Source organism: Subdoligranulum variabile, assembly GCF_025152575.1.
Taxonomy (GTDB): domain Bacteria; phylum Bacillota; class Clostridia; order Oscillospirales; family Ruminococcaceae; genus Gemmiger; species Gemmiger variabilis.
Window position 1 is genome coordinate 1,920,366 of record NZ_CP102293.1, and the last position, 25,894, is coordinate 1,946,259.

The 25,894-nt window shown below is 63.7% G+C and carries 22 protein-coding genes; 14 read left to right on the forward strand and 8 right to left on the reverse strand.

All coding sequences use genetic code 11. The features are described from left to right. Positions 1-30: 30 nt before the first annotated feature. Together NQ490_RS09115 and NQ490_RS09120 are read left to right on the forward strand one after the other, a co-directional pair. Positions 31-2,460: a beta-glucosidase family protein gene (locus NQ490_RS09115; RefSeq protein WP_007048139.1), complete on the forward strand. Its 2,430-nt coding sequence runs from the start codon at positions 31-33 to the stop codon at positions 2,458-2,460. Between the two features lie 3 nt (positions 2,461-2,463). Continuing rightward, positions 2,464-3,069: a hypothetical protein gene (locus NQ490_RS09120; protein WP_007048138.1), complete on the forward strand. Its 606-nt coding sequence runs from the start codon at positions 2,464-2,466 to the stop codon at positions 3,067-3,069. A gap of 64 nt (positions 3,070-3,133) precedes the next feature. Here NQ490_RS09120 and NQ490_RS09125 read toward each other — a convergent pair whose 3' ends face one another. From NQ490_RS09125 to NQ490_RS09145, 5 genes are all read right to left on the reverse strand, one after another. Beyond that, on the reverse strand, positions 3,134-4,468 hold the full coding sequence (locus tag NQ490_RS09125; RefSeq protein ID WP_278078314.1) for a glycoside hydrolase family 32 protein: 1,335 nt from the start codon (positions 4,466-4,468) through the stop codon (positions 3,134-3,136). 77 nt (positions 4,469-4,545) lie between these two features. Beyond that, a complete protein-coding gene (locus tag NQ490_RS09130) occupies positions 4,546-5,379 on the reverse strand; it encodes an MBL fold metallo-hydrolase (RefSeq protein ID WP_007048136.1) in 834 nt (277 codons plus the stop codon). A gap of 21 nt (positions 5,380-5,400) precedes the next feature. Continuing rightward, positions 5,401-7,299 (reverse strand): PTS beta-glucoside transporter subunit IIBCA, encoded by a 1,899-nt coding sequence (locus NQ490_RS09135; RefSeq protein ID WP_007048135.1) that lies wholly within the window; start codon positions 7,297-7,299, stop codon positions 5,401-5,403. Positions 7,300-7,440: 141 nt separating this feature from the next. Beyond that, complete coding sequence (locus tag NQ490_RS09140) at positions 7,441-8,409, reverse strand: LacI family DNA-binding transcriptional regulator (RefSeq protein ID WP_007048134.1); 969 nt, start codon at positions 8,407-8,409, stop codon at positions 7,441-7,443. A 176-nt stretch (positions 8,410-8,585) separates the two neighbouring features. After that, positions 8,586-9,938, reverse strand: coding sequence for a glycoside hydrolase family 32 protein (locus tag NQ490_RS09145; RefSeq protein ID WP_259951153.1), 1,353 nt, complete (start codon positions 9,936-9,938; stop codon positions 8,586-8,588). A 367-nt stretch (positions 9,939-10,305) separates the two neighbouring features. Here NQ490_RS09145 and NQ490_RS09150 point away from each other — a divergent pair, with 367 nt between their 5' ends. From NQ490_RS09150 to NQ490_RS09185, 8 genes are all read left to right on the forward strand, one after another. Continuing rightward, positions 10,306-11,898: a response regulator transcription factor gene (locus NQ490_RS09150; protein WP_007048130.1), complete on the forward strand. Its 1,593-nt coding sequence runs from the start codon at positions 10,306-10,308 to the stop codon at positions 11,896-11,898. 13 nt (positions 11,899-11,911) lie between these two features. Beyond that, positions 11,912-12,883: a sensor histidine kinase gene (locus NQ490_RS09155; RefSeq protein WP_147644608.1), complete on the forward strand. Its 972-nt coding sequence runs from the start codon at positions 11,912-11,914 to the stop codon at positions 12,881-12,883. Continuing rightward, positions 12,880-14,253, forward strand: a complete 1,374-nt coding sequence (locus NQ490_RS09160; RefSeq protein WP_007048128.1) for an ATP-binding cassette domain-containing protein — start codon at positions 12,880-12,882, stop codon at positions 14,251-14,253. The genes NQ490_RS09155 and NQ490_RS09160 overlap by 4 nt, the downstream gene beginning before the upstream one ends. After that, positions 14,250-15,185: an ABC transporter permease gene (locus tag NQ490_RS09165; RefSeq protein WP_007048127.1), complete on the forward strand. Its 936-nt coding sequence runs from the start codon at positions 14,250-14,252 to the stop codon at positions 15,183-15,185. Before NQ490_RS09160 ends, NQ490_RS09165 begins: the two co-directional genes overlap by 4 nt. Positions 15,186-15,308: 123 nt before the next feature. After that, the gene (locus tag NQ490_RS09170) at positions 15,309-16,304 is read left to right on the forward strand and encodes a sugar ABC transporter substrate-binding protein (RefSeq protein WP_007048126.1); all 996 of its coding nucleotides are present in this window, start codon (positions 15,309-15,311) and stop codon (positions 16,302-16,304) included. Positions 16,305-16,378: 74 nt separating this feature from the next. Beyond that, positions 16,379-17,884 carry a sugar ABC transporter ATP-binding protein gene (locus NQ490_RS09175; protein WP_007048125.1) on the forward strand — a complete coding sequence of 502 codons (1,506 nt, stop codon included), beginning with the start codon at positions 16,379-16,381 and terminating at the stop codon, positions 17,882-17,884. Between the two features lie 2 nt (positions 17,885-17,886). Further along, entirely contained in the window at positions 17,887-18,837 is a 951-nt protein-coding gene (locus NQ490_RS09180) for an ABC transporter permease (protein WP_007048124.1), read from the forward strand. 19 nt (positions 18,838-18,856) lie between these two features. Then, positions 18,857-19,729, forward strand: a complete 873-nt coding sequence (locus NQ490_RS09185; RefSeq protein ID WP_007048123.1) for an MBL fold metallo-hydrolase — start codon at positions 18,857-18,859, stop codon at positions 19,727-19,729. An 81-nt stretch (positions 19,730-19,810) separates the two neighbouring features. On the opposite strand, the gene amrS is transcribed toward NQ490_RS09185, so the two are convergent. Genes amrS through NQ490_RS09200 form a run of 3 tightly spaced genes read right to left on the reverse strand, consistent with a single transcriptional unit; the run spans position 19,811 to position 22,549 of the window. Then, on the reverse strand, positions 19,811-20,635 hold the full coding sequence (gene amrS, locus NQ490_RS09190; RefSeq protein ID WP_007048122.1) for an AmmeMemoRadiSam system radical SAM enzyme: 825 nt from the start codon (positions 20,633-20,635) through the stop codon (positions 19,811-19,813). Then, positions 20,632-22,020: an AmmeMemoRadiSam system protein A gene (gene amrA / locus NQ490_RS09195; RefSeq protein WP_007048121.1), complete on the reverse strand. Its 1,389-nt coding sequence runs from the start codon at positions 22,018-22,020 to the stop codon at positions 20,632-20,634. The genes amrS and amrA overlap by 4 nt, the downstream gene beginning before the upstream one ends. A 37-nt stretch (positions 22,021-22,057) precedes the next feature. Next, on the reverse strand, positions 22,058-22,549 hold the full coding sequence (locus tag NQ490_RS09200; protein WP_040918434.1) for a prolyl-tRNA synthetase associated domain-containing protein: 492 nt from the start codon (positions 22,547-22,549) through the stop codon (positions 22,058-22,060). Positions 22,550-22,670: 121 nt separating this feature from the next. Between NQ490_RS09200 and NQ490_RS09205 the strand changes: the two genes are divergently transcribed. From NQ490_RS09205 to sfsA, 4 genes are all read left to right on the forward strand, one after another. Continuing rightward, entirely contained in the window at positions 22,671-23,558 is an 888-nt protein-coding gene (locus tag NQ490_RS09205) for a LysR family transcriptional regulator (protein ID WP_007048119.1), read from the forward strand. 141 nt (positions 23,559-23,699) lie between these two features. Further along, positions 23,700-24,377 carry a flavodoxin gene (locus NQ490_RS09210; protein ID WP_007048118.1) on the forward strand — a complete coding sequence of 226 codons (678 nt, stop codon included), beginning with the start codon at positions 23,700-23,702 and terminating at the stop codon, positions 24,375-24,377. After that, a complete protein-coding gene (locus tag NQ490_RS09215; RefSeq protein WP_242655018.1) occupies positions 24,271-25,053 on the forward strand; it encodes an SDR family oxidoreductase in 783 nt (260 codons plus the stop codon). Before NQ490_RS09210 ends, NQ490_RS09215 begins: the two co-directional genes overlap by 107 nt. A gap of 85 nt (positions 25,054-25,138) precedes the next feature. Next, positions 25,139-25,822, forward strand: a complete 684-nt coding sequence (gene sfsA / locus NQ490_RS09220) for a DNA/RNA nuclease SfsA (RefSeq protein ID WP_007048116.1) — start codon at positions 25,139-25,141, stop codon at positions 25,820-25,822. The last annotated feature ends 72 nt before the right edge of the window (positions 25,823-25,894 follow it).

Here is a 25,894-nt window from a genome sequence, read left to right on the forward strand (position 1 = left end):
TGCTCCCTTTTTCCTGAAACGAGGTGCAAGATGAACCAATCCATTCTTTCCACATTGACCCTGGAAGAAAAATGCGCCCTGCTCAGCGGCAAGGGCGAATGGGAGACCTGGGACCTGCCCCGGGCGGGGGTACCCTCCCTGGTCTGTTCCGACGGCCCCCACGGCATCCGGCGGCAGGCCGGGGCGGGGGACCATCTGGGGCTCAACCCCTCCCTGCCCGCCACCTGCTTTCCCACGGCAGCCACCGTAGCGGGCAGCTGGGACCCCGATCTCGGCGAGGAGATCGGCCAGGCGTTGGGGGAGGAAGCCGCTGCCCAGGGCGTCAACATCGTGCTGGGCCCGGGGCTGAACATCAAGCGCAGCCCGCTGTGCGGCCGCAACTTTGAATATTTCTCCGAAGACCCCTATCTCGCCGGCAAGCTGGCGGCGGGCTACATCCGGGGCATCCAGAGCCAGGGCGTCTACGCCTGCCCCAAGCATTTCGCCGTGAACAGCCAGGAGCTGCGCCGCATGGCCATGAACGCCGTGGTGGACGAGCGCACCCTGCGGGAGATCTATCTCACCGGCTTTGAAATCGCCGTGCGGGAGGGCGGCCCCGGGGCCATCATGACCAGCTACAATCAGGTCAACGGGACCTACGCCAACGAAAATCCCCACCTTTTGCAGGACATCCTGCGGGGGGAGTGGGGCTACGACGGCCTGGTCATCACCGACTGGGGCGGCTCCAACGACCATGTGGAGGGGGTGCGCAACGGCTCCGACCTGGAGATGCCCAACCCCGGCATGGACTCCGCCCGGCAGCTGGTGGAGGCGGTGCGGTCCGGCCGCTTGCCGGAATCCGCTGTGGATGCCTGTGCGGCCCGGCTGGTGCGGGCCACGCTGGCCCTGCACGAGACCCGGGACCGGCCCCGCAGCTTTGACAAAGAAGCCCACCACACCCTGGCCCGCCGCGCTGCCTCGGAGAGTGCGGTGCTGCTGAAAAACGAGGACGACCTCCTGCCCCTGAAACCCGGCACCCGGGTGGCCCTCATCGGGGATTTTGCCTTCACGCCGCGGTATCAGGGGGCGGGTTCCAGCATGGTGAACGCCACCCGGGTGGACACCATGGAGGCCCTGCTGCCCGACAGCGGTCTGGACTGGCTGGGCACCGCCCGGGGCTATACCCGGGACGGCACCCCCGACCCCGAACGGGAAAAGAATGCCCTGGACCTGGCCCGGGCCGCCGATGTGGTGATCTACTGTTTCGGTCTGGATGAGCGCAGCGAGTCGGAGGGCATCGACCGCAGTCACATGCGGCTTCCCGGCCACCAGATCGCCCTGCTGGAAGCCCTGGCCCGGGTGAATCCCCACATTGTGGGGGTGCTCAGCGCCGGGGCGGCGGTGGAGATGCCCTGGCTGTCCTGCTGCCAGGCGCTGCTCCACGGGTATCTCTACGGCCAGGCGGGGGCCGGGGCCATGCTGGACATCCTCACCGGGGCGGTGAACCCCTCCGGCCGTCTGGCGGAAAGCTACCCCCTGCACTACGAGGACACCCCCGCCTACCGGTACTACCCCAGCGAACAGCGCAACGCCGAATACCGGGAAGGCCCCTATGTGGGCTACCGCTACTACGCCACCGCCCGCGTTCCGGTGCTGTTCCCCTTCGGGTACGGGCTGTCCTACACGAGCTTTGCCTACCGCGACCTGGTGGTGGACGAGGACGGCGTGACGCTGACGGTGGAAAACACCGGCCTCCGGGACGGCGCCGAGGTGGTGCAGCTCTACATCGGCAAGCAGGACGCCCGGGTGTTCCGCCCGGTGCGGGAACTGAAAGGATTCCAGAAGGTGTTCCTGAAGGCCGGGGAGCGTCAGCGAGTACATATTGCCTTTGACGACAAGACCTTCCGTTACTGGAACACCGCCGCCAACCGCTGGGCGGTGGAGGGCGGCGTCTACCGGGTGGAGGTGGGCGCCAGCAGTACCGACATCCGGCTGACCGGCACGGTGGAGAAAGAAGCCACCACCGACCAGCTGCCCTGCGAGGGCAAAGCCCTGCCCCACTACCGGAGCGGCGACATCCGCCAGGTGCCCGACGAGGAGTTCGAGGCCCTGCTGGGCACGCCCATCCCCGACGGCCGCTGGAGCGGTGCGCTCACGGCCAACGACGCCATCTGCCAGATGTACTATGCCCGGAGCTCTCTGGCCCGGCTGGTCTGCCGCATCCTGACCCGCAAAAAGCAGAGGAGCGAGGCCGCAGGTACCCCTGACCTGAACATACTGTTCATCTACAATATGCCCTTCCGGGCCATCGCCAAGATGACCGGCGGCGCCGTCAGCAGTGAGATGGTGGACGGGCTGGTGCTCATGGTGAACGGCCATTTCTGGAAGGGACTCACCCGCACGGTGCGGGGCTTCTTCCGCAACCGGGCCAAGAACGAGGCCTACGTGGCCATGCTGTCCGCCGACTGTAAGGAGGAATGAACCATGTCCCAATCTGTGACCGGTCCCGCCTGGTGGCAGGCTTTTGCCCAAAAGCACCCCACGCTGGCCAAGTGGCTCTACCAGATCTTCTCTTTCTTTGTGTTCAGTATGGGGGTCACTATCGTCCAGTACCTCTTCTTCACCTTCCTGCCGGGGGTGCTGGGCCCGGAACTGGCCGCCACCGAATTCATGTGGCCCCGGGTGCCCCTGCACCTTTTCGGCGTGGACTTTACCTGGAGCCTGCTGGGCTACAACGTGCTCTACGATGCCGCCGGGAATGTGGTCATCGGCGGCGGGCTGGGTTACTTCCTCAGCTATGAGATCGGCTCCTTTGTGGCCCAGTGCATCAACTTTCCGCTGCAGCGCAATATCACCTTCAAGAGCCACGGCAACCCGGTGGTGCAGGTTCTGTGGTACTTTGTGGCCTGGGTGGTCATCTCGCTGATCTGCAACGCCTTCAACAATCTCTGGATGCCGGTGGCCGCGGCCTTTGTGGCGCCGGCGGTCTACAACATCCTCGTTACCGTCATCACCGGCGGCGTGTCGATGGTCATCTTCTTTTTTGTCTTCAAGATCATCTTCCCCGAGGGGGAGCGCCCTGTCGCCTGAACACGCCGCACAAAAAGCAGCGCCGGATTTTGTGAGAATTCACAAAATCCGGCGCTGTTCTGTTTTAAGTCCGGGTGGTGGTCACGGCGTCGAAATCGCCCTCCAGCGTCCCGTCCAGATCAAACACCACATGGCTGAGCACAAAACGCCCGCCGTCCAGGAAGATCTCGATGAGGTGGTCCTCCACAAAGATGTCCAGGGCGCAGGCGTCCCGGCCCAGGGCGGGGGTGCAGGCGGTGAGGCGGCTGTCCGGCTGGTGGGCAAAGACGGCGCTGCGGTCGGTGCAGAGCCGCCCGTCCTCCAGCTTGAGACGGTAGCCGCCGATGTTCCAGGCCTGGCCGCTGCGCAGCGTGCCCTGCAGCCGCACCGGCCGGTGGTGGGCCAGGGGGGCCAGGCCCTCCGCCGGCTGGGTGAAGCAGGCGGTCACGTGGGGATGCACCGGGAAGCAGAGCTGCCCGTCCCGCCATTCCACCAGCCGGGGCAGGCTCATCATGCCCCGCCAGGGACCCCGGCCATCGGGGGGGTCCTCCACCGGGCAGGGCATCCGCATCCAGCCGATGAGCACCCGGCGGCCATCCTCGTCCAGGGTGGTCTGGGGGGCATAGAGGTCCAGGCCCCAGTCCACCATGGCCGGGGTGCCCTGCAGGGCAAAGCGGCAGCCGGCCTCGTCGAAGTCCGCCGCCGTCCAGGTGGACTGGTCGGGGTAGTGCAGCCCGTCCGCCGTGATGCCCATGGGGGAACCCAGCAGCACCCAGCGGCCGTCCAGGCAGAACAGGTCGGGACATTCCAGCGTGGTGCCCAGAACCGGGTCCCCGAACCGCCCGGCGGCGGTCCAGGTCAGGCCGTCCTCGCTGCGGTAGAACAGCAGCTGGCCCACGCCCTCCCGGGTGCTGCCCAGCACCATCCGGAAACTGCCGTCCGCCGCCCGCCAGACCTTGGGGTCCCGGGTGTTCTGGGGATCCCCCGCCTCCGGCGCGGCGGGCACCGGCAGTACCTGCCGCTTGGCGTCCAGGTTGTCGAAGGTGACCCCGTCGGGGGAGATCACCAGCGCCTGGCTGGCCCGGAACCGGTTGTTCAGCGCCCGGTGGATGTTGTCGGGATTTTCCTCGTCGTAGCGGATGGCCGTGTAGTAGAGGTACAAAGCCCCCTCCACCTCCACCGCGCTGCCGGAAAACACCCCGTTGCGGTCGTAGGCCTTGCTGGGATAGAGGGCGATGCCCCGGTGCTCCCAGTGGACCAGATCGTCGCTGACGGCGTGGCCCCAGTGCATGGTGCCCCAGCGGGGCAGGTAGGGGAAGTGCTGGTAGAACAGATGGTACTGCCCTTTATAATAGATGAAGCCGTTGGGGTCGTTGATCCAGTGCCCCGGGGCTTTCAGATGCAAAAAATCCTGCAGCAAAACGGTCCCTTCCTTTCGGATGCGCAAAAACACCCAAGGCCCTGCAGCCGAAGGCCGCAGGGCGCGGGTGCTCTGTGTCAGAATTCCACTTCCATGCCGTCGTAGGCCGCCAGGATGCCCCGCTGGGCACCCCAGGCGGTGAGCTCGTCGTGGGTCATCTCGCCGTTGTGGCTGAAGTGGTTGATGACCTTCACGGTGTGGTCGTCGATGCAGCCGGCGTCGGTCAGCCGGGCGATCATCGCCTCCACATCGGGCAGGCCCATGTGGTAGCCGCCGATGGTCTTTTTGCCCATGGTGGCGTCCAGGCTGATGAGGTCATACTGCCGGGCGGTGACCAGCGCCCAGGCCTCCTCCGAGAGGTTCAGCCCGGTGTCGTGGCCGTAGAACAGCGTCTTGCCGTCCTTCTGGCAGATATAGACCAGGCATTCCTCCCGCTTGTCGTGGTCGGCGGGCACGGCGGTGATCTGCCAGCCGTGGCTCTCGAACCGGTCCCCGCCGTGGGTCACATGGAAGTGCACCACGTCCCCGATGGGATGGGGCTTGAACCGGTCCACCAGGATGTGGGCGTCGAAGGCGTCCTTCACGGCCTGGTTGCCGTAGACCTCCAGCACCCCCGTGACCCCGTGGCCGAAATGCTCGTGCCGGTGGATCAGATCGGTGGGGAACCAGTGGTCCATATGGCTGTGGGTCACCAGCAGGGTGTGGACCCTGGCCAGTTCCAGATTGTACCGCAGGGCGTGGCAGTAGGTGTCGGGCGGAAAATCCAGCAGCAATTCCCCGTCCAGAATGGCCTGGGTGCGGGTGCGCAGGTTCCTGCCGCCCTCCGCCCGGGCCTTGGTGCAGATGGGACAGGAGCAGAACAGGGCAGGCCAGCCTTCCGCGGCGGCGGTGCCCAGATAACGGATCTTCATGGGGCGTTGCCTCCTTTTGGGTTACCGGGCCGCGACTTCCAGCAGGGGCTGCAGAGCCTGGCAGGCGCCGGTGTGTACCGTCATCTCGCCGAAGTCGTCGGCGTTGGTCAGCAGCACTGCCACCATGTCGGGATGTCCCGCCGCGGCGATCTTTTTCCGGTCAAAGGTCAGCAGCTTGTCGCCGGCCTTGACCTTCTGGCCTTCCTGCACGAAGCAGGCAAAGCCGTCGCCCTTCATGTCCACCGTGTCCACGCCCACATGGATGAGCAGCTCCATCCCGTCGGCGGAGGTGATGCCCACCGCATGGTGGGTGTCGGTGACCGAGGAGATCTCCCCGTCAAAGGGAGCCACGATGGTCTCCTCCGCAGGCTGGATGCCGGCGCCCCGGCCCAGCACGCCGGTGGCGAAGGTCTCGTCGGGGATCTGCTCGGAAGGAACGGCCTCACCGGCCACCGGGGCGCCCACGGTGCCGGGCTTGCCGGCAGCTGCGGGCATTTCGGGCGCGGGGGTGGGTTCTTCCGCCTTGGGGGCCTCAGGGGCGGGGTCCTTGTAGCCGAACAGCCAGGTCAGGGTGAAAGCCACGCCGATGGAGATGGCCGCCATGATGATGTATTCCAGGGGATGCTGCAGGCAGAGCAGCAGGCCGAAGATGCCGGTGACGCCGGTGCCGCTGGCGCCCAGATGGACCAGGGAGGCGTACATGGCGCCCGCCGCGCCGCCCACGGCGCCGCAGACAAAGGGCTTGAAGAAGCGCAGGTTGACGCCGAAGATGGCGGGCTCGGTGATGCCCATGAAGCAGGAGAAGGCGGAGGGCAGGGCCACAGCCTTGGTCTTGCCGTTTTTGCTCTTGAGGGCCACGGCCAGGGTGGCGGCGCCCTGGGCCATGTTGGCGGCGGAGGCCAGGGGCAGCCAGTAGGTGACGCCGTACATGGAGAGCTGGCCCATATCAATGACGGTGTACATATGATGGATACCGGCCACCACGGTGGTGGAGTACAGGCCGCCCATGATGAAGCTGCCGATGCCGAAGGGCAGGGTGAGCAGGGTCTGGATGCCGCCGATGATGCCGTTCTCGATGGTGACGAAGATGGGTCCGATGATGGAGAAGGTCAGGTAGCCGGTGACGAAGACGCTGACCAGCGGGGTGACGAAGAGGTCAAACATGGCGGGGACGATCTTGTGGAGCTTCTTTTCCAGGAAGCACATGACCCACACCGCGATGATGACTGGGATGACGTGGCCCTGATAGCCCACCAGGTCCACCGAGTAGAGGCCGAACCAGACGCTCTGGGTCTGCTTGACGCCCTCGGTGGCCACGGTCCAGGCGTTCTGGAGGTTGGGGTGGATCATCATCATGCCGATGACGGCGCCCAGGTAGGGGTTGCCGCCGAAGGCTTTGGCGGCGCTGTAGGCGATGAGGATGGGCAGGAAGGTGTACGCCGTGTTGGAGAAGAGGTTGGCGAACACATAGATGGAGCCGGAGGTGTCGATGTTCAGGAAGTTGTTGTTCACCATGAAGTTCAGCGCTTCCATGATGCCCATGAGGAAGCCGCTGGCCACGATGGCGGGGATGATGGGCACAAAGATGTCGCCCAGCGTCTTGATGGCCCGCTTGAAGGGGTTCTGGCGGGCGGCGGCTGCCGCCTTGACCTCATCCTTGGTGGCGGCGCTGATGCCTGCGATGGCGATGAACTCGTCGTAGACCTTGTTCACCACGCCGGTGCCCAGAATGATCTGCAGCTGTCCCGAGGCGCTGAAGACGCCCTTGACGCCCTCAATGTCCTCCACCGCTTTGGCGTCGCACTTGGCGTTGTCCACCAGCACCAGCCGCAGCCGGGTGGCGCAGTGGGCCGCCGACACGATGTTTTCTTTTCGCCCGACCTTGTCGTAGATCTCCTGGGCTACTTTCTTGTAATCCATTCCATTCATCCTTTCTGAAAGCTGTTTATTCAATCCCCCGCCCGGGGGACCGGAATACAAAAAGAACAGATCAGGCTGTGAATACGTATTCACAACCGGGTAAAAAAGACCCTGCCTGCCGTTTCTTCTGGGGCGGCAGGCTCAGGTACTTTCCCGCAGGACCAGCTCCGCCGGAAAAGAGCGCAGCACGGGCGGGTGGTCGCCGGGGTGTTCGATGCGGCCCAGCAGATGGGTCACCGCCTCCCGGGCCATCCGGGCGGTGGGCTGGCGGACGGTGCTCAGCCGGGGGTTGAGGAACCGGCCCATGAAGGTGTCGTCAAAACCGATGACCCCCACCCGGGCGGGCACCTCGATCTCCAGCGCCCGCAGAATGTCCAGGGCCTGCAGGGCGTAGATGTCGTTGCCGGCAAAGACGGCGGCCCGGTCCTCCTGCTCCGCCAGCCAGCAGGTCAGCTCCCGGCGGAAGGCGTCGTGGTCCCCCAATACCCGGTTGGTGACGGCGTCCCCGAATCCGTGCTCCTCCAGCCACTGGCGGAAGCCCACGTATTTGCCGTCATAGTCCTTGCCGATGAAGAGGAACCGGCGGTAGCCCTGTTCCGTCAGGCAGGCGGCCACCTGGGCCCCGGCGGTGGGATGGTCCACATAGAAGGAGTCCAGCCCTTCTGCCCGGCGGGTGATGGTCACCACCGGCACGTCCAGCCGCTGCACGTAGTTGTACCATTCGGCGCTGGTCTCCCGGATGGGCACCGCCAGCACCCCGTCCACCCGGTAGCGGCGCACCACATCCAGGTATTCCTGCTCGTTGGCGGGGTTGTAGTCGCTGTTGAACAGGATGATGCTGTAGCCCCGCTCCCGGGCGCAGATCTCGATCTGTTTGGTCAGGTCGGCGAAAAAGCCGTTGGAAATGTCGGTGACCAGCACCCCCAGCAGGTGGGTGGGGCTGCCCTTCAGCCCTTTGGCCAGGGCGTTGAGCTGGTAGTCGTGCTCCCGGGCGCAGGCCAGCACCCGCTCCCGGATCTCGGGGGAAACCTTGGGGTTGCCGTTGAGCACCCGGGAAACCGTGGGCTGGGACACATGGGTCAGCCGTGCGATCTCGGCCATGGTGATCATAGGAAAAATCCTCCGTGAATTCGTATTCTTGCGTTTCCATTGGTATTCTACAATAACGGACCGCGCAATTCCATTCGTGGAACACACAAAAATTTGAGCCGTATTTTGTGCAGTATTCCGGGGGCGGCACAGCAAAACGCCCCGCACCGCGCAGGCGGTACGGGGCGGAAAAGCGCTTATGCCAGGGAAAAGGTCATGGGATGCAGGGGCTGTACCACGGCGTCGGCCCCCTGCAGGCAGAGGGAGACGGCCGGCTCTGCGGGGTAAAACCGGGTGGAGAAGACGGTGGTGCCGTCGTTGCAATAGAATTCCAGCGAGGCGCGGTCCGCCACCAGGTCCAGCGTCAGCGGCCCGCTGCCGCACACCGCCCGGCGGAGGGTGCGCCCGCCGCCCAGGGCTTCGTCGGTGAAGCGGAGGGTCAGCCGGTCCCCGCTGCGTTCCAGATGCAGGCCGCCGGCCAGCGTCAGGGTGAAGTCGCCGGGGGCGGTCATCCCCAGCCGGAAGGGCAGGGGCACCGTGGCGGTCTGCCCCGCCGCCAGGGCCAGGGAACGGCCCGCGGCCAGGGCGTCCAGCTCCCGGGCGGGGCGCTGGCGCAGCCCTCCGGGACCGGCCTCGATCTCCCGGGGCAGGGTCAGACAGTGCTGCCAGCCCAGGGCAGCGGTGGGGTTGCGGTAGTCAGCATCGGGCATGCCCATCCAGCCGATGAGCAGGAGGCGGCCGTCCGGGGCCTGCAGCGTCTGGGGGGCGTAGAAGTCAAAGCCCTTGTCCCACTCGGTGAACCCGGACAGGGTGCCGGTCTCCAGATCCCCCTCCAGAGCAAACCAGCCGCTCTGGTACTGGTTCTGGTTTTCCGTCTCCCCGTGGGGCAGGCCCTGGGGACATACGCTCAGCCAGCGGCGGCCGTCCAGGACAAAGTGGTCGGGGCACTCCCACATATAGCCGAAGGCGGGGGTGGGTTCCAGCACCCGGGCCAGCTCCCAGGCCAGGCCGTCGGCGCTGCGGTAGAGCAGCACCCGTCCGGCGTCCGCCAGACTGCGGGCACCCAGCAGCATATACCACCGGTCCCCCTCCCGCCAGACCTTGGGGTCCCGCACATGGAGGGAACAGTCGGCGGGGTAGTCGGCGCTGGCCATCAGCCGCCGCTTGGGCCCCACATGGATGCCGTCGGGGGTCTCGGCCAGCAGGGTGTTGGACTCCCGCCCCGTGTGGATGTAGTCGTGGGGGCCGGGATGCTTCACATTGCCGGTGTAGTACAGCCGCAGCGTGTCGCCGCAGGGCACCGCGCAGCCCGAGTAGGCGCCGCTGCGCTCCCAGGGGGTGTCGGGCAGCAGGGGTTCGCCGGTAAAGGTCCAGTGCAGCAGGTCGGGACTCTGCCAGTGGCCCCAGCCTTTGGCCGAGGTACCCTCCGCGCTGCCGGGACAATACTGAAAAAAGACATGGTACAATCCATGAAAATAGCACAACCCGTTGGGGTCGTTGAGCCAGCCCTGGGGGGGCTCCAGATGAAGGGCTTGACGCCAGTCTGCCATGGAAAATCTCCTTTGGTTTCAAAAAGAACGGGGACAGCGTTGAGGCCGCCCGCTGCAAAAAGTTCTTTACAGTATAGCAAAAGCGGCGGGTGGATGCAAGAAAAAACCAGGGGAGAAGGGTGGCACCCCATAAACGCACGAACCCGCCACCGGCCCGGAACGGTTCCGGCTGTCTGCTTTTGGATGTGCGCCGGGCTGAAGAAAAGCGGATACGTCAGGCAAAAGCAACCAAAAAAATGACAAACAGAGAAAAAAATTGGTGAAAACCTTTGCATTTTGACTTTGATACGGTACAATAAAACAATCAGAGTAAAACAGCGGCCCCCGGAAAGGGGGCCGTTGATCTGCAAAGAAAGGACGCAAAACGATGCTCAAAGTACTGATTGCCGATGATGAACCGCGTGTGGCGATGCTGGTCAAGCAGCTGATTCACTGGCAGGAACAGGGACTGGAATGCGTTGGCTTGTTCCAGGATGGACAGAGCGCACTGGATGCGATCCGGCAGCTGCACCCCGATATCGTCATCACAGATATCCGCATGCCGGTCCTGTCCGGTCTGGAGCTGATCGAAAAGACGCTGGAAAGTGAGCCTCAGGTGCGCTTTGTGGTCATCAGCGGCTACCGGTATTTTGAGTATGCCCAGCGGGCCATCAAATACGGCGTGCAGGATTATCTGCTCAAGCCCATCGATGAGGAGGAACTCAACCGGGTACTGGGGAAGATTTGCGCGGAAAAAGCGGACCAGCAAAGCCGCCAGGAGCATCTGACCCGGATGGAGAACAGCTTCCGCAACAGTCGGCGGCTGCTGGACCGGGAGATTCTGCAGCAGCTGCTTTCGGGCGGGATCACCGACGTGGGCACCCTGAACCAGGATTACGGTACCGGTTTCCTGGAGGGATGCTATCAGGCCCTGGTGGTCAAGGTGGATCGGGCCACGGACACCGAGCCTCATGCCGATGCCGAGCGGCTTCTGATGGACAAGCTGCGTGCCAGGATCGAAAAGACCCTGCAGGGACAGCACTTTTTGTGCTGTGTGCAGGAGGGGATGCGGTTCATGCTGCTCTTCAACTATGCTCCTCAGGAGCGGGAAACCCAGTCCCAGGTGCTGCGCCGGTTGGTGGAGGACTGCCGCAACTATGCCGAAAACTACCACTGCTACCGCATCTGTATGGGCTCCAGTGAGGAGAGCCGGGATTTTTCCCAGTGTGCCCGGCTGCTGAAAATGGCCGAACATACGATGCTGCGCAAACTGTTTGAAGGGTACGGGATGCGGTTGAAACCGCTGCCCGGCGAGGAAGATGCCCGGCCGCTGGAGGAGCTGTGGCGGACCCAGGAGGCGGCGCTGGCCAACAGCATGGATTCCATGCAGGGAGAGGCAGTGTCTGCCCGGGTCCGGTTGCTCTTCGAGAATGCCCGGGAAAGGCGCCTGGCGGCCTGGCTGTATTTTGCGCTGGTAGAACGGATCACGGAGGTTTTTGCAAAGTGGGCGGCCAGCCGTTCGCTGACGCTGACGGCCGGCTGGCGGGAGCACACCCAGGAGCGATGTGAGAACTGTCAGTCGGTGACCACGCTGTGCCGCTGCGTATGCGAGGCAATGGAAGGGGAACTGCAGACGCTGCACGAACAGCAGCTGCGGCAGGAGGACCGCCCCATTCGGGTGGCCATGGAGTATGTGCAGAAACACTACGCCGAGCACATTACGCTGGAAGATGTGGCGGCGATGAGCGGGTTCAATCCCACGTATTTTTCCGATGTATTCAAGCGAAAGAGCGGTAAGAACTTTTCGGATTACCTCACCGAAGTGCGGATGGCGGCAGCCAAGGAAATGCTGCGCAACACCCGGAAGACGGTGTATGAGGTCGCCGAGGCGGCGGGGTACAAGGATGCCAAGTACTTCAGCCAGCAGTTTGCCCGCTATGCGGGCATGAAGCCCACGGAATACCGGAAACTCTACTACTGAGGAGGCAGCGGCGATGAGATCATCCTGGAAGGCATGGCTGCCGGCTGCGGTGGGAACAGGCTGCCTGGCCGCCTGTGTCTGGAGCAGCGGATGGGCAGCCCGGCTGGGGGCAGCAGGGGTTCTGGTCTGCCTGTTGGTACTGGCGGTGGCGCTGTATCGGCACTGCCGGGATATGCAGACGCTTCTCCGGTCGGGGCCGGGCGCCGGCAGAATGGGCACGGCCCTGGGCCGGGAACTGGAACAGAGCTGGATCCGCCAGGAAAACCGGCAGCAGGAACAACATTCGGCCCAGATGATGGACAGCCAGTCCCACATCAGTACCCTGCAGAACCAGATCAACCCCCATTTTCTGTACAATACCCTTGAATGTATCCGCAGCGAGGCACTGCTGCAGGACTGCGGCAGCATTGCGGAGATGTCCCACGCGCTGGCGGCATTTTTCCGCTACAGCATCAGCCGGCGGGAAAACATCGTTACGGTGGAGGACGAGCTGCGCAACATCCACAACTATTTTTTCATCCAGCAATTCCGGTTTGAAAACCGCTTCTCCCTGGAGATCCGGGACGAGGAGGACGGTACGGTCCTGGACTGCCTGATTCCCAAAATGACCATGCAGCCGGTGGTGGAAAACTGCATCTTCCACGGGCTGGAACCCAAGGCGGGGGAGGGCAGGGTAACCATCACATTGGATCGAACCGAAACGCTGCTGCGTATCGTCATTTCGGATGACGGAGTAGGCATGTCCCGGCAGACGCTGGAAAAGATGCGGCGCAGCATGGAGGAACCGGCCACCGGCCAGGCATCGGGCAGCTCCCACGGCAACGGCATTGCCATGCACAATGTGAACCAGCGGATCCGACTGATCTATGGGGCGGAGTACGGTGTGCAGATCTACAGCACCGAACGGGCAGGCACCGATGTGGAGATCCTGCTGCCGCTGGTCTGGAAGAAGGAAGACCTGCCCTTCCAGGAGGCGGTATCATGAAGGAGGAGCTGCTGCGTCTGGCAGAGCTGCACATCGAACAGCCGCCGCACCGGTCACTGTGCGGGGTGCATCTGCTTCTGCGCGCGGGGGAATGCTGCATCCTGGCGGGGGCGGAAAATTCCGGCAAATATCTGCTGACCGGCTTTCTGGCGGGGGGCATCGTGCCCGCCGGCGGGACGGTATGGGCGGAAGGGGACCGGGTAACGGACTTCTCCCCCGAGCAATGGGAACGGGCGCGCCATGTATACTATCTGCGCGGGGCGCCGGATTTTTTGCGGTCCATGGACCTTTCGGAAAATTTCTTCCTGATGCGCCGCAACCGACTGAACAAGCTGCTGCTGAACCGGCGGGCCATGCGGCTGCGCACCACCCAGGCCCTGGAGGAACTGGGGCTGCACTATGCCCAGAATTGCCCTGTGGAGCGGCTGAACCGGGTGGATCGTGTCCTGATCGGCATTGCCCGGGCGGTGGATCAGGGGGCAAAGCTCATCGTTCTGGAAGATATTTCCCAGGGCCTTTCCCTGCCCCAGGCAACCCAGGTGCTGGCGCTGCTGCGGCGGGTCAAACAGCGGGGCGTGGGCATTCTGCTGGCGGACAACTGGTCCGGCTGGTTTGAACCGGTCGCGGACTGGATGGTCCTGCTGCAGGAGGGCGAGGTGGTGCGCAAACTGCGCGCCGGGGATTTCGCCCGGAAGGACAAGATCCTGCCCCCGGCCCCCATGCCGCTGCCGTCCGAGGTATCCCCGGACCGGACGGAGGGGTTTGCGGCGGTATTGGAATACCACGGTGCCACCGTGACCGAGCAGTTTGCATTCGGGCAGATTACGCTGCTGCTCAGCGAGGACCAGAGTGTTCTGGACGGATGCTGGCAGGCTCTGCAGGGCGGCGGCCGGAAGTGCTGCTTTCTCCTGGACGGGGGAAGGATCCCCTGCCGCAGTCCCGCTTCTCTGCGCCGCCACCGCATCCTGCTGTGGAGCCGCCGCGGGCGGGCGGCCCGCCTGCAGGAAAATATGACCACGGCGGAAAACATCCTGCTGCCCAGCCTGCGACGGATCAGCCGCGGTGTCTTTTTTGAAAAAACCGCCCGCAGGATCCTGCGGGACCGGGATTTCTGGGGCGATGAACTGGACGCTCTTGACCTGACGGCAGAGGCACCGGCCTACAGCTGGGAGATCCTTTTCTGCCGCTGGAAACTGTTCCATCCGCGGATTCTGGTGGTGTACGGACTGCTGTCGGCGGTGGGGGAAGATACCCAGGAACGGCTCTACACCCGGCTGCGGGAACTCTGCCGCCGGGGCACCGCCGTGATCCTGCTGGAAAACACCGGACGTGACTGGAGCGGCCGGGCCGATCGGGTGATCGCCATATGAAAAAGAAAGATAGGATATGTTGGCTTTTTCGCCGCCTTGTGCGCGGGTACGGCTGGCTGAATCTGCTGGTGGCGGTCGGGTACATGCTGGCGGTCAGCTGCAACGGACTGGGGTGGAATACGCTGTATTTCGCCCGCCAGAGTTGCATGCTGGGCTTTTTTACGCTGGGAGCCGGGTGGATCGCCCTCTCGGGCGGCATCGACCTCTGCTTTATGGCCCAGGCGGCCCTGTCCACTGTGCTGGCCGCAGTCCTCTACCGCGAGGGGATGCCCACGGCGCTGATGGTTGCGGCGGTGGTGCTGTTCAACCTGGCGGTGGGGGCGGCACGAGGCTGGCTGATCGAAAAACTGCAGATCCCCGCCATCATCCTGACGCTGGCGCTGGCCACGATTTTTTCCAACCTGAGCGCCCCTGACCAGATGCTGATCCTGGAGATCAGCACCTACCGCTACTACCTGCAGTTTACCTTAAGCATGCTGGTTCTGCTGCTGCTCTGTGCGGCGGGGGTGCAGCTGTATCTGCACGGCACCTGGTGGGGCAAATATACGCTGGCCCTGCGTGAGAATGCGGAGGCTGTGCGTCGGTGCGGTGTGAATACAAAGCTCATCAGCACGGTGGTGTACGGGCTGGCCTCCATCCTGTTTGCCTTCGGCACCCTGATGATGCTGTTTGTGGCGCCCTACGGCAGCAGCAGCCGCAACAGTAGCTATCTGTATCAGGTGCTGGCGGCGGTGGGCCTGGGCGGCGGCTTTACGCGCCGGGGCAGTGTGCCGGAAACGCCGCGCCTGCTGGCGGGGGCCATCTCCATGACGATGGTGGAGCAGCTGCTGCTCTATTTCGGGCTGACACATTACCGCCTGATTGTGGAAGGTGCTGTGATTTTGGCTGTATTTTTTGCCCAAATTAACGAAAACACAAGGCATAATGGATAAAAAACTGAAGATGCTCCCCCTAAAACCAAAACTCCTTCCCTTGAGAGCGGCCTTGCCATTCTGGTATTCTAAGACTGCCGAGAGGCGAAGGAGTTTTACACATTCGGGAAGGAGAAAAACACTATGAAAAAAGCAATGGCAACCACACTGGCACTGACGATGGCTCTCTCGCTGGCCGCCTGCGGCAGCACCACTTCCTCGTCTTCCACTGCAGCGGACTCCACGTCGGAGACTTCGTCCGCCACCGCAGAATCCACCGCAGAGGGCGGCAAGATCGGGTTTCTGGCGCCTACCCTGCAGACGGAATTCTTCATCGGCATTGACAACGACCTGAAAGCGGCCTGCGAAGCCAATGGCTATGAATACACCAGCGTCGATTTTGCCGGTGACTCGGCCACGGCCGTTACCGGCATCGAGAATATGGTCACCGCCGGCTGTGACGTCATCGTGGCCATGGTTTCCGATACTTCCTGTGACGACGCGCTGGCCGCTGCGCAGGCCGAGGGCGTCAAGATCGTGGAATGCGGCGTCGAGACGGCCGTCTATGACTGCTGCCTGAATGTTGACCAGTACAATTGGGGCGAGCGCATCGGCGAGATGGCCAGCAACTGGGCCATCGACCAGCTGGGCGCCGAGAACGTGAACTACGTGATTTATACCACCTACCAGGATGCCGACATGCAGAACCGCGGCCAGGGCATCCAGGACAAGATCCAGGAAATGATGCCCGAGGCCAACCTGCTGGAAGTGGTGGACATCGGCAAGGACATCGTGGGCAGCGGTACCTCCACCACCGAGAACATGCTCCAGAAATACCCCGACCTGAACATGATCGCCTGCTACGGCGACGCGGCGGCTGTGGAAGCCATGGAAGCCATCAAGGCGGCCGGCCTGAACAGCGATGATTTCGGCATCTTCTCCTGCGATGGCACCAACCAGGCGCTGGCCAGCATTGCCAACAACGACATTCTGCGCGGCACCATCGCCAGCGAGGCCATCGGCACCCAGATGTTTGAGTACAGCCAGCGCCTGCTGGCCGGCGAGACCTTCGACGAGCCTGTCATGATGGAAGGCACCGAGGTCACCAAGGACAACGTCAGCGACTGGTACAACGGCTGATCCCCACAGATTCCCAGAAGACAGAAACAGCACTATCCGGGCCGGGTAGTGCTGTTTTAGAAAGGAAGGATCTCATGTCAGAAAACAACATTCTGAGCATCCGGAATATTGTCAAAACCTATCCCGGCGTGGTGGCCATCGACCATGTCTCCTTCGATGTGCGGGAGGGGGAGGTTCACGCCCTCATCGGGGAAAACGGCGCCGGAAAATCCACCCTCATCAAGGTGCTGTCCGGTGCAATCCAGCCCGACAGCGGCTCCATCACCATCGGCGGCAAGACCTTTGAAGCGATGACCCCCATCCTCTCCAAGGAACAGGGCGTCGGCGTCATCTACCAGGAATTCACCCTGGTGCCGGGCATCAGCGCGGCGGAAAACGTTTTCCTGGGCCAGAAGACCAGCGACGGCGTTTTCGTCAACTTCGAGGAACGCATCCGCCGGACCAAGGAACTGTTCGACCAGATGCATGTGAATATCGATCCCACCCAGCCGGTGCGGAATCTCTCGCCTGCCTGCCAGCAGATCGTGGAGATCGCCAAGGCCGTGAGCAAAAACGCCCGGCTGCTCATCATGGACGAACCTACGGCGCCGCTGACCGTCAATGAGGTGGACACCCTGTTCCAGGTCATCCGGGACCTGAAAAAGAAGGGCGTTACCATCATCTACATTTCCCACCGTCTGGAGGAACTCTTCGAGGTGGCCGACCGGGTCACCGTCATGCGGGACGGCCAGTACGTGGGCACCGAGAACATTGCCGATATCGACCGCAAAAAGCTCATTGCCATGATGGCGGGCCGGGAACTCAAGGAAAGTTATCCCGTGCGCCACAACACCATCGGTGAGGAAGTGCTGCGGCTGGAAAATGTGACCGGCAACGGGGACCGCAACATCTCCTTCACGCTGCACAAGGGCGAGATCCTGGGACTGGCAGGTCTGGTGGGCGCCGGCCGCACCGAACTGATGCGGGTACTTTACGGCGCCGACCCGCTGGAGGATGGCAAGATCATCCTCAACGGCAAGGAGGTCCACATCCGTTCCTGCCGGGAAGCCATCGAGCAGGGCATCGGCTACATTCCCGAGGACCGCAAAAACCACGGTGTGTTCCTGCGGATGTCCATTCAGTGGAATGTGGTCATGAACAATCTGCGGGCCTTCTGCAACGGGCCCTTCCTCAGCGAAGAAAAGCAGAAAGATGTGGCCCAGCGCTATGAAAAGGCGTTCCAGATCAAGACGCCCTCCCTGGACCAGCTGGTAGGCAACCTCTCGGGCGGCAACCAGCAGAAGGTGGTCATCGCCAAGACCCTGGCCGCCGATTCCCAGATCGTCATCTTTGATGAACCGACCCGCGGCATCGACGTCGAGGCCAAACAGGAAATCTACAAACTCATGAACCGTCTGGTGGAAGACGGCGGAAAATCCATCATCATGGTATCTTCCGATATGCCGGAACTGTTGGGCATGTCTGACCGCATTGTCGTCATCGCCGAAGGCGAAAAGACCGGCGAGGTGGAGAAGAAGGACTTCAACCAGAACTACATTCTGGATCTTGCCTCCGGCGGTACGATGAAAGGAGCAGTCTAAGCATGAAAAAGTTCGTGGACATTTATAAAAAGTTCGGTATTTACATTCTGCTGGCCGTCGTCTTCGTGGTGTTCGCCGTGGCGGCACCCAACTTCCTGTCGGCCAAGAACGTCATCAACATCGTGCGGCAGTGCTCGATGTTCGGCATCGTCGTTGTGGGCGTTTCGATGGTCATGATCGGTGGCGGCATGGATCTGTCGGTGGGCAGCCAGATGGCCGTGGACGGCATGCTGGTAGGCTACATGATGGTCAACTCCGGCCTGCCGATCCCCCTGGCCATTGTGGCCACCATCGTCATCGGCTGCCTGATGGGAGCGCTCAACGGTGTGGTGGCCGTCAAACTGCACATCATGCCCATCATCGTCACCCTGGGCACCATGCTCATCCTGGAAGGTGTGGCGTACCTCATCACCGGTGGTTATCCCATTACCGGCATGCCGGAAGCCTTCACCGTCATCGGTCAGGGCTATCTGGGCATCATCCCCATCCCCGTCATCATCTTTGCCGCCTTTGTCATCTTCGGCTGGATCGTCATGAACAAGACCTACCTCGGCCGTGAGATCTACGCCATCGGCGGCAACCGGGAAGCGGCCCGTCTGGCCGGTATCAATGTCGACCGCCTGACCATCATTGTCTACACCTTCTGCGGCTTCGCAGCCAGCATCGCGGCCCTGATCATGGTCGGCCGGACCAACGCCTCCCAGCCCGGCGCCGGCAGCAGCTACGCCTTCGACTGCATGACCGCAGCCTGCCTGGGCGGCGTCTCCATCGCCGGCGGTGAAGGCAAGATCAGCGGTACCGTCGTGGGCGTGCTGATCCTCGGCATGCTGGACAACGGCCTGGTCCTGATGAGCGTAAACTCCAACTGGCAGAGTGTCGTCAAGGGTGTCATCCTGCTGGCGGCCGTTGCCATCGACTGCTACCAGGTCGTCAACAAGAAAAAGGCAGCCTGAGAACAGGAGGGGTGTTTGTATGGCCTGCACGACAATGCCTTTTTACGAATGTCGCCCCGGCATTTTCGAGATCGATGAATTTGACTGCGCCAGTTGCTTCGTCATTGTAGGTACCGAACGTGCCCTGCTGCTGGACACCGGCGTGGGCATCGGCGATCTGCGCTGGGTGGTGGAACACCGCATCACCGACAAACCGTATACGGTGGTGGCCACCCACAACCATGGCGATCACATCGGGGGTGCCGGCTTCTTCGACGAGGTCTGGATGCATCCGCTGGATCTGCAGAACCAGGATGCCTCCACCGCCCCCACGCTGGCTTTCCGCAGGGATTATGCGGAGCTGATCCGCAGGCGGGAGGGCAAATATTACGCCTATGATCCCCAGCAGGATATCCGCCCCTGGCCCGGGGAACCGGTCTGGCGGGAACTGTCCGACGGCCAGACCTTCGATCTGGGCGGGCGCACCGTCACAGCCTGGCACTGTCCCGGACACACCCCCGGCGAGATCGTCCTCATCGACGATCTGACCCGTACACTGCTGTGCGGGGATGCCTGCAACTGCAACTGGCTGCTGAACAAGGACCTGGCTCCCACGTTCCGGGAAGGGGTGCAAATCTCTCTTCAGGCGCTGCAACGGATCTGGGGGATGCGGGATCAGTATGATGCCGTGTACAATTTCCACCATGATTTCCGGGGCTTCGGGGCGCCGCTCAACCCCGATGTACTGCCCAATCTGATCGCCTGTCTGGAACAGCTGCAGGCGGGAACCGCCACGTTCCGGGAAATCCCCGATGCGCTGTCCACCACCGGCGGAACCAAGACGGTGGCGATCTGTGGGGATGTCTTCGTCTCCTGCATGGGACAGGACATCCGCGCGGCGGCTCAACAATGATTGACCCCCGCGGACAAAGCTTGCTTTGTCCGCGGGGGTTTTGTGGTTTATCGGCACATTCCTGCAGGCCGGCGATCCCCGTCAGCAGTTGCCCGTATACACATAGGAAAGCTGTTCCCGGGCCACCTCCGCCAGGCGGTAGACCGTCTGTACCGGCGTGGGCGGGCGGTCCTGCATGCGGTGCCGCGGGAAGAAGCGGGACACATGCAGCGGGATGTCGGGGCGCACCGAAGCCAGCCAGGCCGACAGCGCCCGCATCTCCTCCTCGCTGTCGTTCTCCCCGGGGACCACCAGGGTGGTGACCTCCGGATGGCAGCAGGACGCCGCCAGGACGATGGACCGTTTGACCGTCTCCAGATCCCCGCCCAGCCGCCGGTACCAGCCTTCGGTAAAGCCTTTCAGGTCGATGTTCACCGCGTCCAGCAGGGGCAGCAGCGCCCGCCAGGGCTGTTCCTCCAGCGTGCCGTTGGTCACCAGCACGTTGCAAAGCCCTGCCCGGCGGACCTCTTCGGCGCAGTCCCGCACAAATTCGTAGCCCACCAGCGGTTCGTTGTAGGTGTAGGCTACCCCGATGTTGCCCCGGGGCCGCAGCCGCAGGGCCTCCTCGGCCAGCTGCCGGGGCGTGCAGTCCCGGGTGGGAGACTCCGCCCCCGCGGCGGCGATGCCGGCGTTCTGGCAGAAGGGACAGTGCAGGTTGCAGCCGAAGCTGCCCACCGACAGGATCAGGCTGCCGGGGTGAAACCGGCGCAGGGGCTTTTTCTCGATGGGATCCAGGGCCAGGGCGGTGAGGCGGCCGTAGTTCAGCGGCTGCAGGACGCCGCCCCGGTTGGCCCTGGCACGGCAGAGGCCGGTCTGGCCCTCCTCCAGGCGGCAGTGGTGAAAACACAGGGTACAGGTCACACTCATAGATGCCGCACCACCTCAAACCGCTGGAGGGTGTAGGGATCCTCCGCCCGGATGCCGCCCTTGCGGCGGGCGATGGTCACCTGTTCCTCCGCCGTGTCCACCCCGTCCAGGTCGGGCAGCAGCAGCCCGCGTTTCTGCCCGTATCGGACGATGACGCCGTATCGTTTCGGGTCCAGCTGGGCGGGCGAATCCACCGGTTCGGGACGCCCCAGTACATCCACGCTGTATTCCAGCTCGTCCAGTTCGTCGGCGCGCACCGGCGGGAACCGCGGATCCCGGGTCCCCGCCGAGACGGCATTCTGCACGATCTCCCGGGCCACATTCTCCTCGGTGGGGGCGATGGTCCCGATGCAGCCCCGCAGCTGTCCGTCCTTATGCAGCGATACAAACACGCCGGCGGCCCGGTCGGTCAGTGCGGCGGGCAGGGCGTCCGGCAGCACTTTCAGGGGATGGCCCTCCCGGACAGTGGTCTCCAGGGACAGCCGGGCCAGCCGCACCCAGGGATCCTCCTTGGCGCGGCGGGCGTCCAGCCGTTCCCGGCGGATCCGCTGGCAGGCGGAGGCATACCGGCGGGTGTCGTCCCGCCCGGTGACCGGGAAGAGGGCCACGCCGTAGCCCACCCCGAAGGTGCCCTCGTGGCTGAGCAGCCGGGGCTCTACCGCCAGTCCGTCCAGCGCGCCCGCCATGATCTGGAAGGAGCGCAGGCCGCATTCCGCCGCCCGCTGGCAGAGGGACGGGTCCAGGGTGAGAAATTCCAGGAAGTTGCCGGAGGCCATGGTACGGGTCACGGCCTCGTCAAAGACCGGCCCTTCCGGGGCAAAGCCGTAGGGGCCGTCGGCTTTGAGCTTGTGGGAAAGGTCCCCGCTGGCCACAAAGACGGCGCGGCGGTCCAGTGCCTCCACCGCCCCGGCCACGCACTGTCCCAGCCGGTAGTGGTCCAGCGCCGAAAATCCGGACAACCCCATCCGCACGATGGGACAGTGCACCCCGGCCTTGCGCAGAAAATACAGGGGGATCAGCACGCCGTGGTCAAGGCTCGGGTCCCGCTGGCCCAGCGTGCCCGCCCGCAGCCCCGCCTCTTCGGCCCGGCGGAGGATCTCCGCCCGCAGGGGCGCATCATAGGTCACGTCCATCCGGACCTGGGGCGCCCCGAAGTCCGCCATGGAACCCGAAGCGCCGCTGCCCGGCGCGATGTGGAAGTAATCCCCGTACAGGATGGTGTGGGGCGAGGCCACGATGAGCACCTCGGGATCCCAGCGGGCCACCTCCCCGGCGGCCTGCTCCATGGCCTTGCCTGTGGCGGCAATGTCCCGTTCCCGGCCCCGGCCCACCTTGGGCAGCAGCACGGGCGGGTGGGGTGTCAGAATAGCACCCAGCATCGGCATAGCGGTCACTCCTTTCCGGCGATGTAAAATCAATGTTTCAGTCCAGCTCCACGATGTCCACCGCGGTGCCGTGGGCCCGCAGCAGCCCCACCAGGTCCTCGGCCTGCAGCCAGACGGTGGCGGTGTTGTCGTTGGGATGGACCCCGATCAGGCCGGACCCCTGCCAGAAATCCCGGTCGATGTAAAAATGTACCCGGCAGTCCCGGTCGTTGAGCAGCCCGAAGGGGGTCACCGCTCCGGGGATCAGCCCCAGCAGCTCCTGCAGTTCCTCGGGGGAGGCGAAGGTCAGCGGTTTGGTGCCCTGTTTGCGGCGGAAATCCTTCAGGTTCACCCGCTTGTCGCCCCGCACGGTGATCAGATAGTAATTCCGCCGCTTGTCGTCCCGCACAAAAAGATTCTTGGCGTCCCGGTCGGGGTAGGGCAGTGCTACCCGGGCCAGCTCCTCCATGTTGTAGACGGCGGGGTGCTCGGTGATCTCGTGGGCAATCCCCTCGGCGTCCAGAAAATCGTATACGTCCTGTTTGTTCATGGTAAGCCTCCTGTCTGTCTTTATTGTAGCGCATCCCGCAAGGGGCAACAAGCGGTCACGGTAGGTTTTTCTCCAGCGGTGTGCTATAATGGAACCAAACCGTACGAAAGGGGGAACCGCCATGCTGCGGCAGATCCGGTATTTCCAGGCGGTGGTGGCCAGGCACAGCTTTTCCGAGGCGGCGGAGGAATGCCACATCTCCCAGTCCGCCATCTCCCAGCAGATCAAGGCGCTGGAATCGGAACTGGGATTCCCGCTGCTGGAACGAAAAAATCGGAAATTTGTGCTGACCCCGGCGGGGGAACACTTCTACCGGAAAAGTCTGGTCCTGGTGGCCGACTATGAGCAGCTCTGCCGGGAGTCCGCCCGGATCGCCCGCGGCGATACGGCGGTGTTGCGGCTGGGCTATCCCCGCGGCTATGGCGGGGCGGAGATCCCCCGGGCGCTGGACGATTTCGCCGCCCGGTATCCCCAGGTGTCGGTGCAGCTTCTGCCCGGCAATCACGAGGAGCTGTTCGGCCTGCTGCGCAGCGGCGGTGCCGACCTGGTGCTCAACGATCAGCGGCGGATGTTTTCGGAGGCATACGTCAACCGGATCGTGGCGGTGCGCCCGCTGTATGTGGAACTTTCGGCGCGCAGTGCGCTGGCGGCGCTGCCGGGGGTGACACCCGGAGAACTGAAAAACCTGCCCTGTATCCTGGTGGCCGTTCCCTCCCAGCGGCAGACCGAGGAGGACTACTACCGCACCGTCATCGGTCTGGAAGGCGGCTTCCTGTTTGCCGAAACGCTGGAGGAGGCCCGGCTGCTGGCCGTCAGCGGGCAGGGCGTCCTGCCGGAGACGGAAACCTCCCTCCCGGAGCCCTACCGGGAAACGCTGTGCCGCATTCCCCTTTGGCGGGGACGGGAGCCCATCACCTGCAACCAGTGCCTGTTCTGGAAAAAGGAGTCCGCCGGGCCCTGTCTCGAGGCCTTCGCCGCGCTGCTGCAAGACAGATTCTCCCCTCAATGAATAAGAAAAAGCCGATGCTTTTCCCGGGAAGCATCGGCTTTCTTATTAGAAAAACTTATAGAAAACCCGCAAAACAAAAATTGATTGGCAGGTCCGGCCCCTGTATACTGGAGACAGAAACCACATCGGGGAGGCAGAAAGATGGAAAAACTGATCCTTTATTACTCCCGCGCCGGGGAAAACTATTTCGGCGGGGAGTATCGTTACGTGGAGACCGGCAACACCGAGAAGGTGGCCCGCTGTATTGCCGCGGCCACGGGGGCGGCGCTCTTTGCCATAGAGCAGAAGGTGCCCTATGCGGCGGACTACCGGACCTGCATCCGGCAGGCGCAGGCGGACCAGCGGGCGGGGGCCCGGCCGGAACTGACGGGGCTGCCCGCCGATTTTGACCGGTACGGGGAGGTATATCTGGGCTATCCCAACTACTGGGGCGATCTGCCCATGGCGGTGTACACGCTGCTGGAATCCCTGGACTGGACGGGTAAGACGATTCATCCCTTCTGCACCCATGAGGGCAGCGGTCTGTCCGGGACGGAAAGCCGGATCGCAGCGGCATGTCCGGGGGCGAAGGGGCCAAAGGGCTGGCGGTGCGCGGCTCCGATGCGGACCGCTGCCGGGACGCGGTGCTGCGCTGGCTGTCCGAGTGAGTCGAAAGGAGAAATCAGTCATGAAAAAAGAGGTTTTGCTTCTGACCGGTGCCGGGCAGATCGGCATGGCCATTGCCCGCCGGATGGGGAGCGGGAAAAAGATCGTGGTAGCGGACAAGAAACCGGAGAACGCCAGGGCCGCGGCGGAGCTCCTGAATGGAGCCGGGTTTGATGCGCTGCCCCGGGAGATGGATCTGGGCAGCCGGGCCTCCATCCAGGCGCTGCTGGCCGAAGTGCAGCAGCTGGGCCCGCTGAAGATGCTGGTGAACGCCGCAGGCGTATCCCCCAGCCAGGCGCCCATCCAGGCGATCCTGCAGGTGGACCTGTACGGCACGGCGGTGCTGCTGGAGGAAGTGGGCAAGGTGATTGCGCCGGGTGGTGTGGGGGTGACCATCTCCAGCCAGTCCGGCCATCGGATGAAGCAGCTCACCCCTGAGGAGGACGAGCAGCTGGCCTGCACGCCCGCCGAGGAGCTGCTGGCGCTGCCGCTGCTCCGGCCGGAGAACATCCGGGACACCCTGCATGCCTACCAGCTGGCCAAGCGCTGCAACGAAAAGCGGGTCATGGCCGAATCGGTGAAATGGGGCGCCAGAGGGGCCCGCATCAACGCCATCTCGCCGGGGATCATCGTGACGCCGCTGGCCCTGGATGAATTCAACGGGCCCCGGGGAGATTTTTACAAGGATATGTTTGCCAGATGTCCGGCCGGGCGGCCCGGCACGGCGGATGAGGTGGCCAATGTGGCGGAACTGCTGATGAGCGACAAGGGCGCCTTCATCACGGGAGCGGATTTCCTGATGGACGGCGGTGCCACCGCCTCCTACTTCTACGGGCCGCTGCGGCCGTGACCCAAGGAATTTTTGGCAGTTCCGGTTTGTTCTTGTGCGGGGCGGTCCTGCTGTGTATACTGTAAACACAGGAGGAACGCAACCTATGGAATATGGCAATGTGCGGCCGGCGGAGTTTGTGGCCCGGCCCAACCGGTTTGTGGCCCGGGTGCTGCTGGACGGCAACCGAGAGACCGTTCATGTGAAGAACACCGGCCGCTGCCGGGAACTGCTGGTGCCGGGGGCGCGGGTCTATCTGGCCGAGGGGACAAACCCCGCCCGCAAGACCCGGTACGACCTGGTGGCGGTGGAAAAGGGGCCGCTGCTGGTGAATCTGGATTCCCAGGCACCCAACAAGGTGTTTGCCCAGTGGGCCCGGGCGGGGGGCTTCCGCCCGGAGCTGACGCTGCTGCGGCCCGAGACGGTGTGGGGCAATTCCCGGTTTGATTTCTACTGGGAGGATGCCGCCGGCCGCCGGGGCTTTGTGGAGGTGAAGGGGGTCACCCTGGAGGAGGGCGGCCACGCCCGGTTCCCCGATGCGCCCACCCTGCGGGGCGTCAAGCACCTGGAGGAGCTGACCCGCGCCCGGGCGGAAGGGTACGAGGCAGCGGTCTGCTTTGTGGTGCAGATGGGCGGCATGGTGGATTTTGCCCCCAACGACGCCACCCACCCTGCCTTCGGCGCGGCGCTGCGCCGGGCGGCGGCAGGGGACGTGACCGTGCTGGCCATGGAATGTGATGTCACCCCCGGCAGCCTGGCCATCCGTCAGGCCATCCCGGTGCGGCTGTAAAAGGAAGAATCCCCGGCTGCGGCAAAACTGCCGCAGCCGGGGATTCTATTTAAGGTTGCTTGTCAGCGGGAA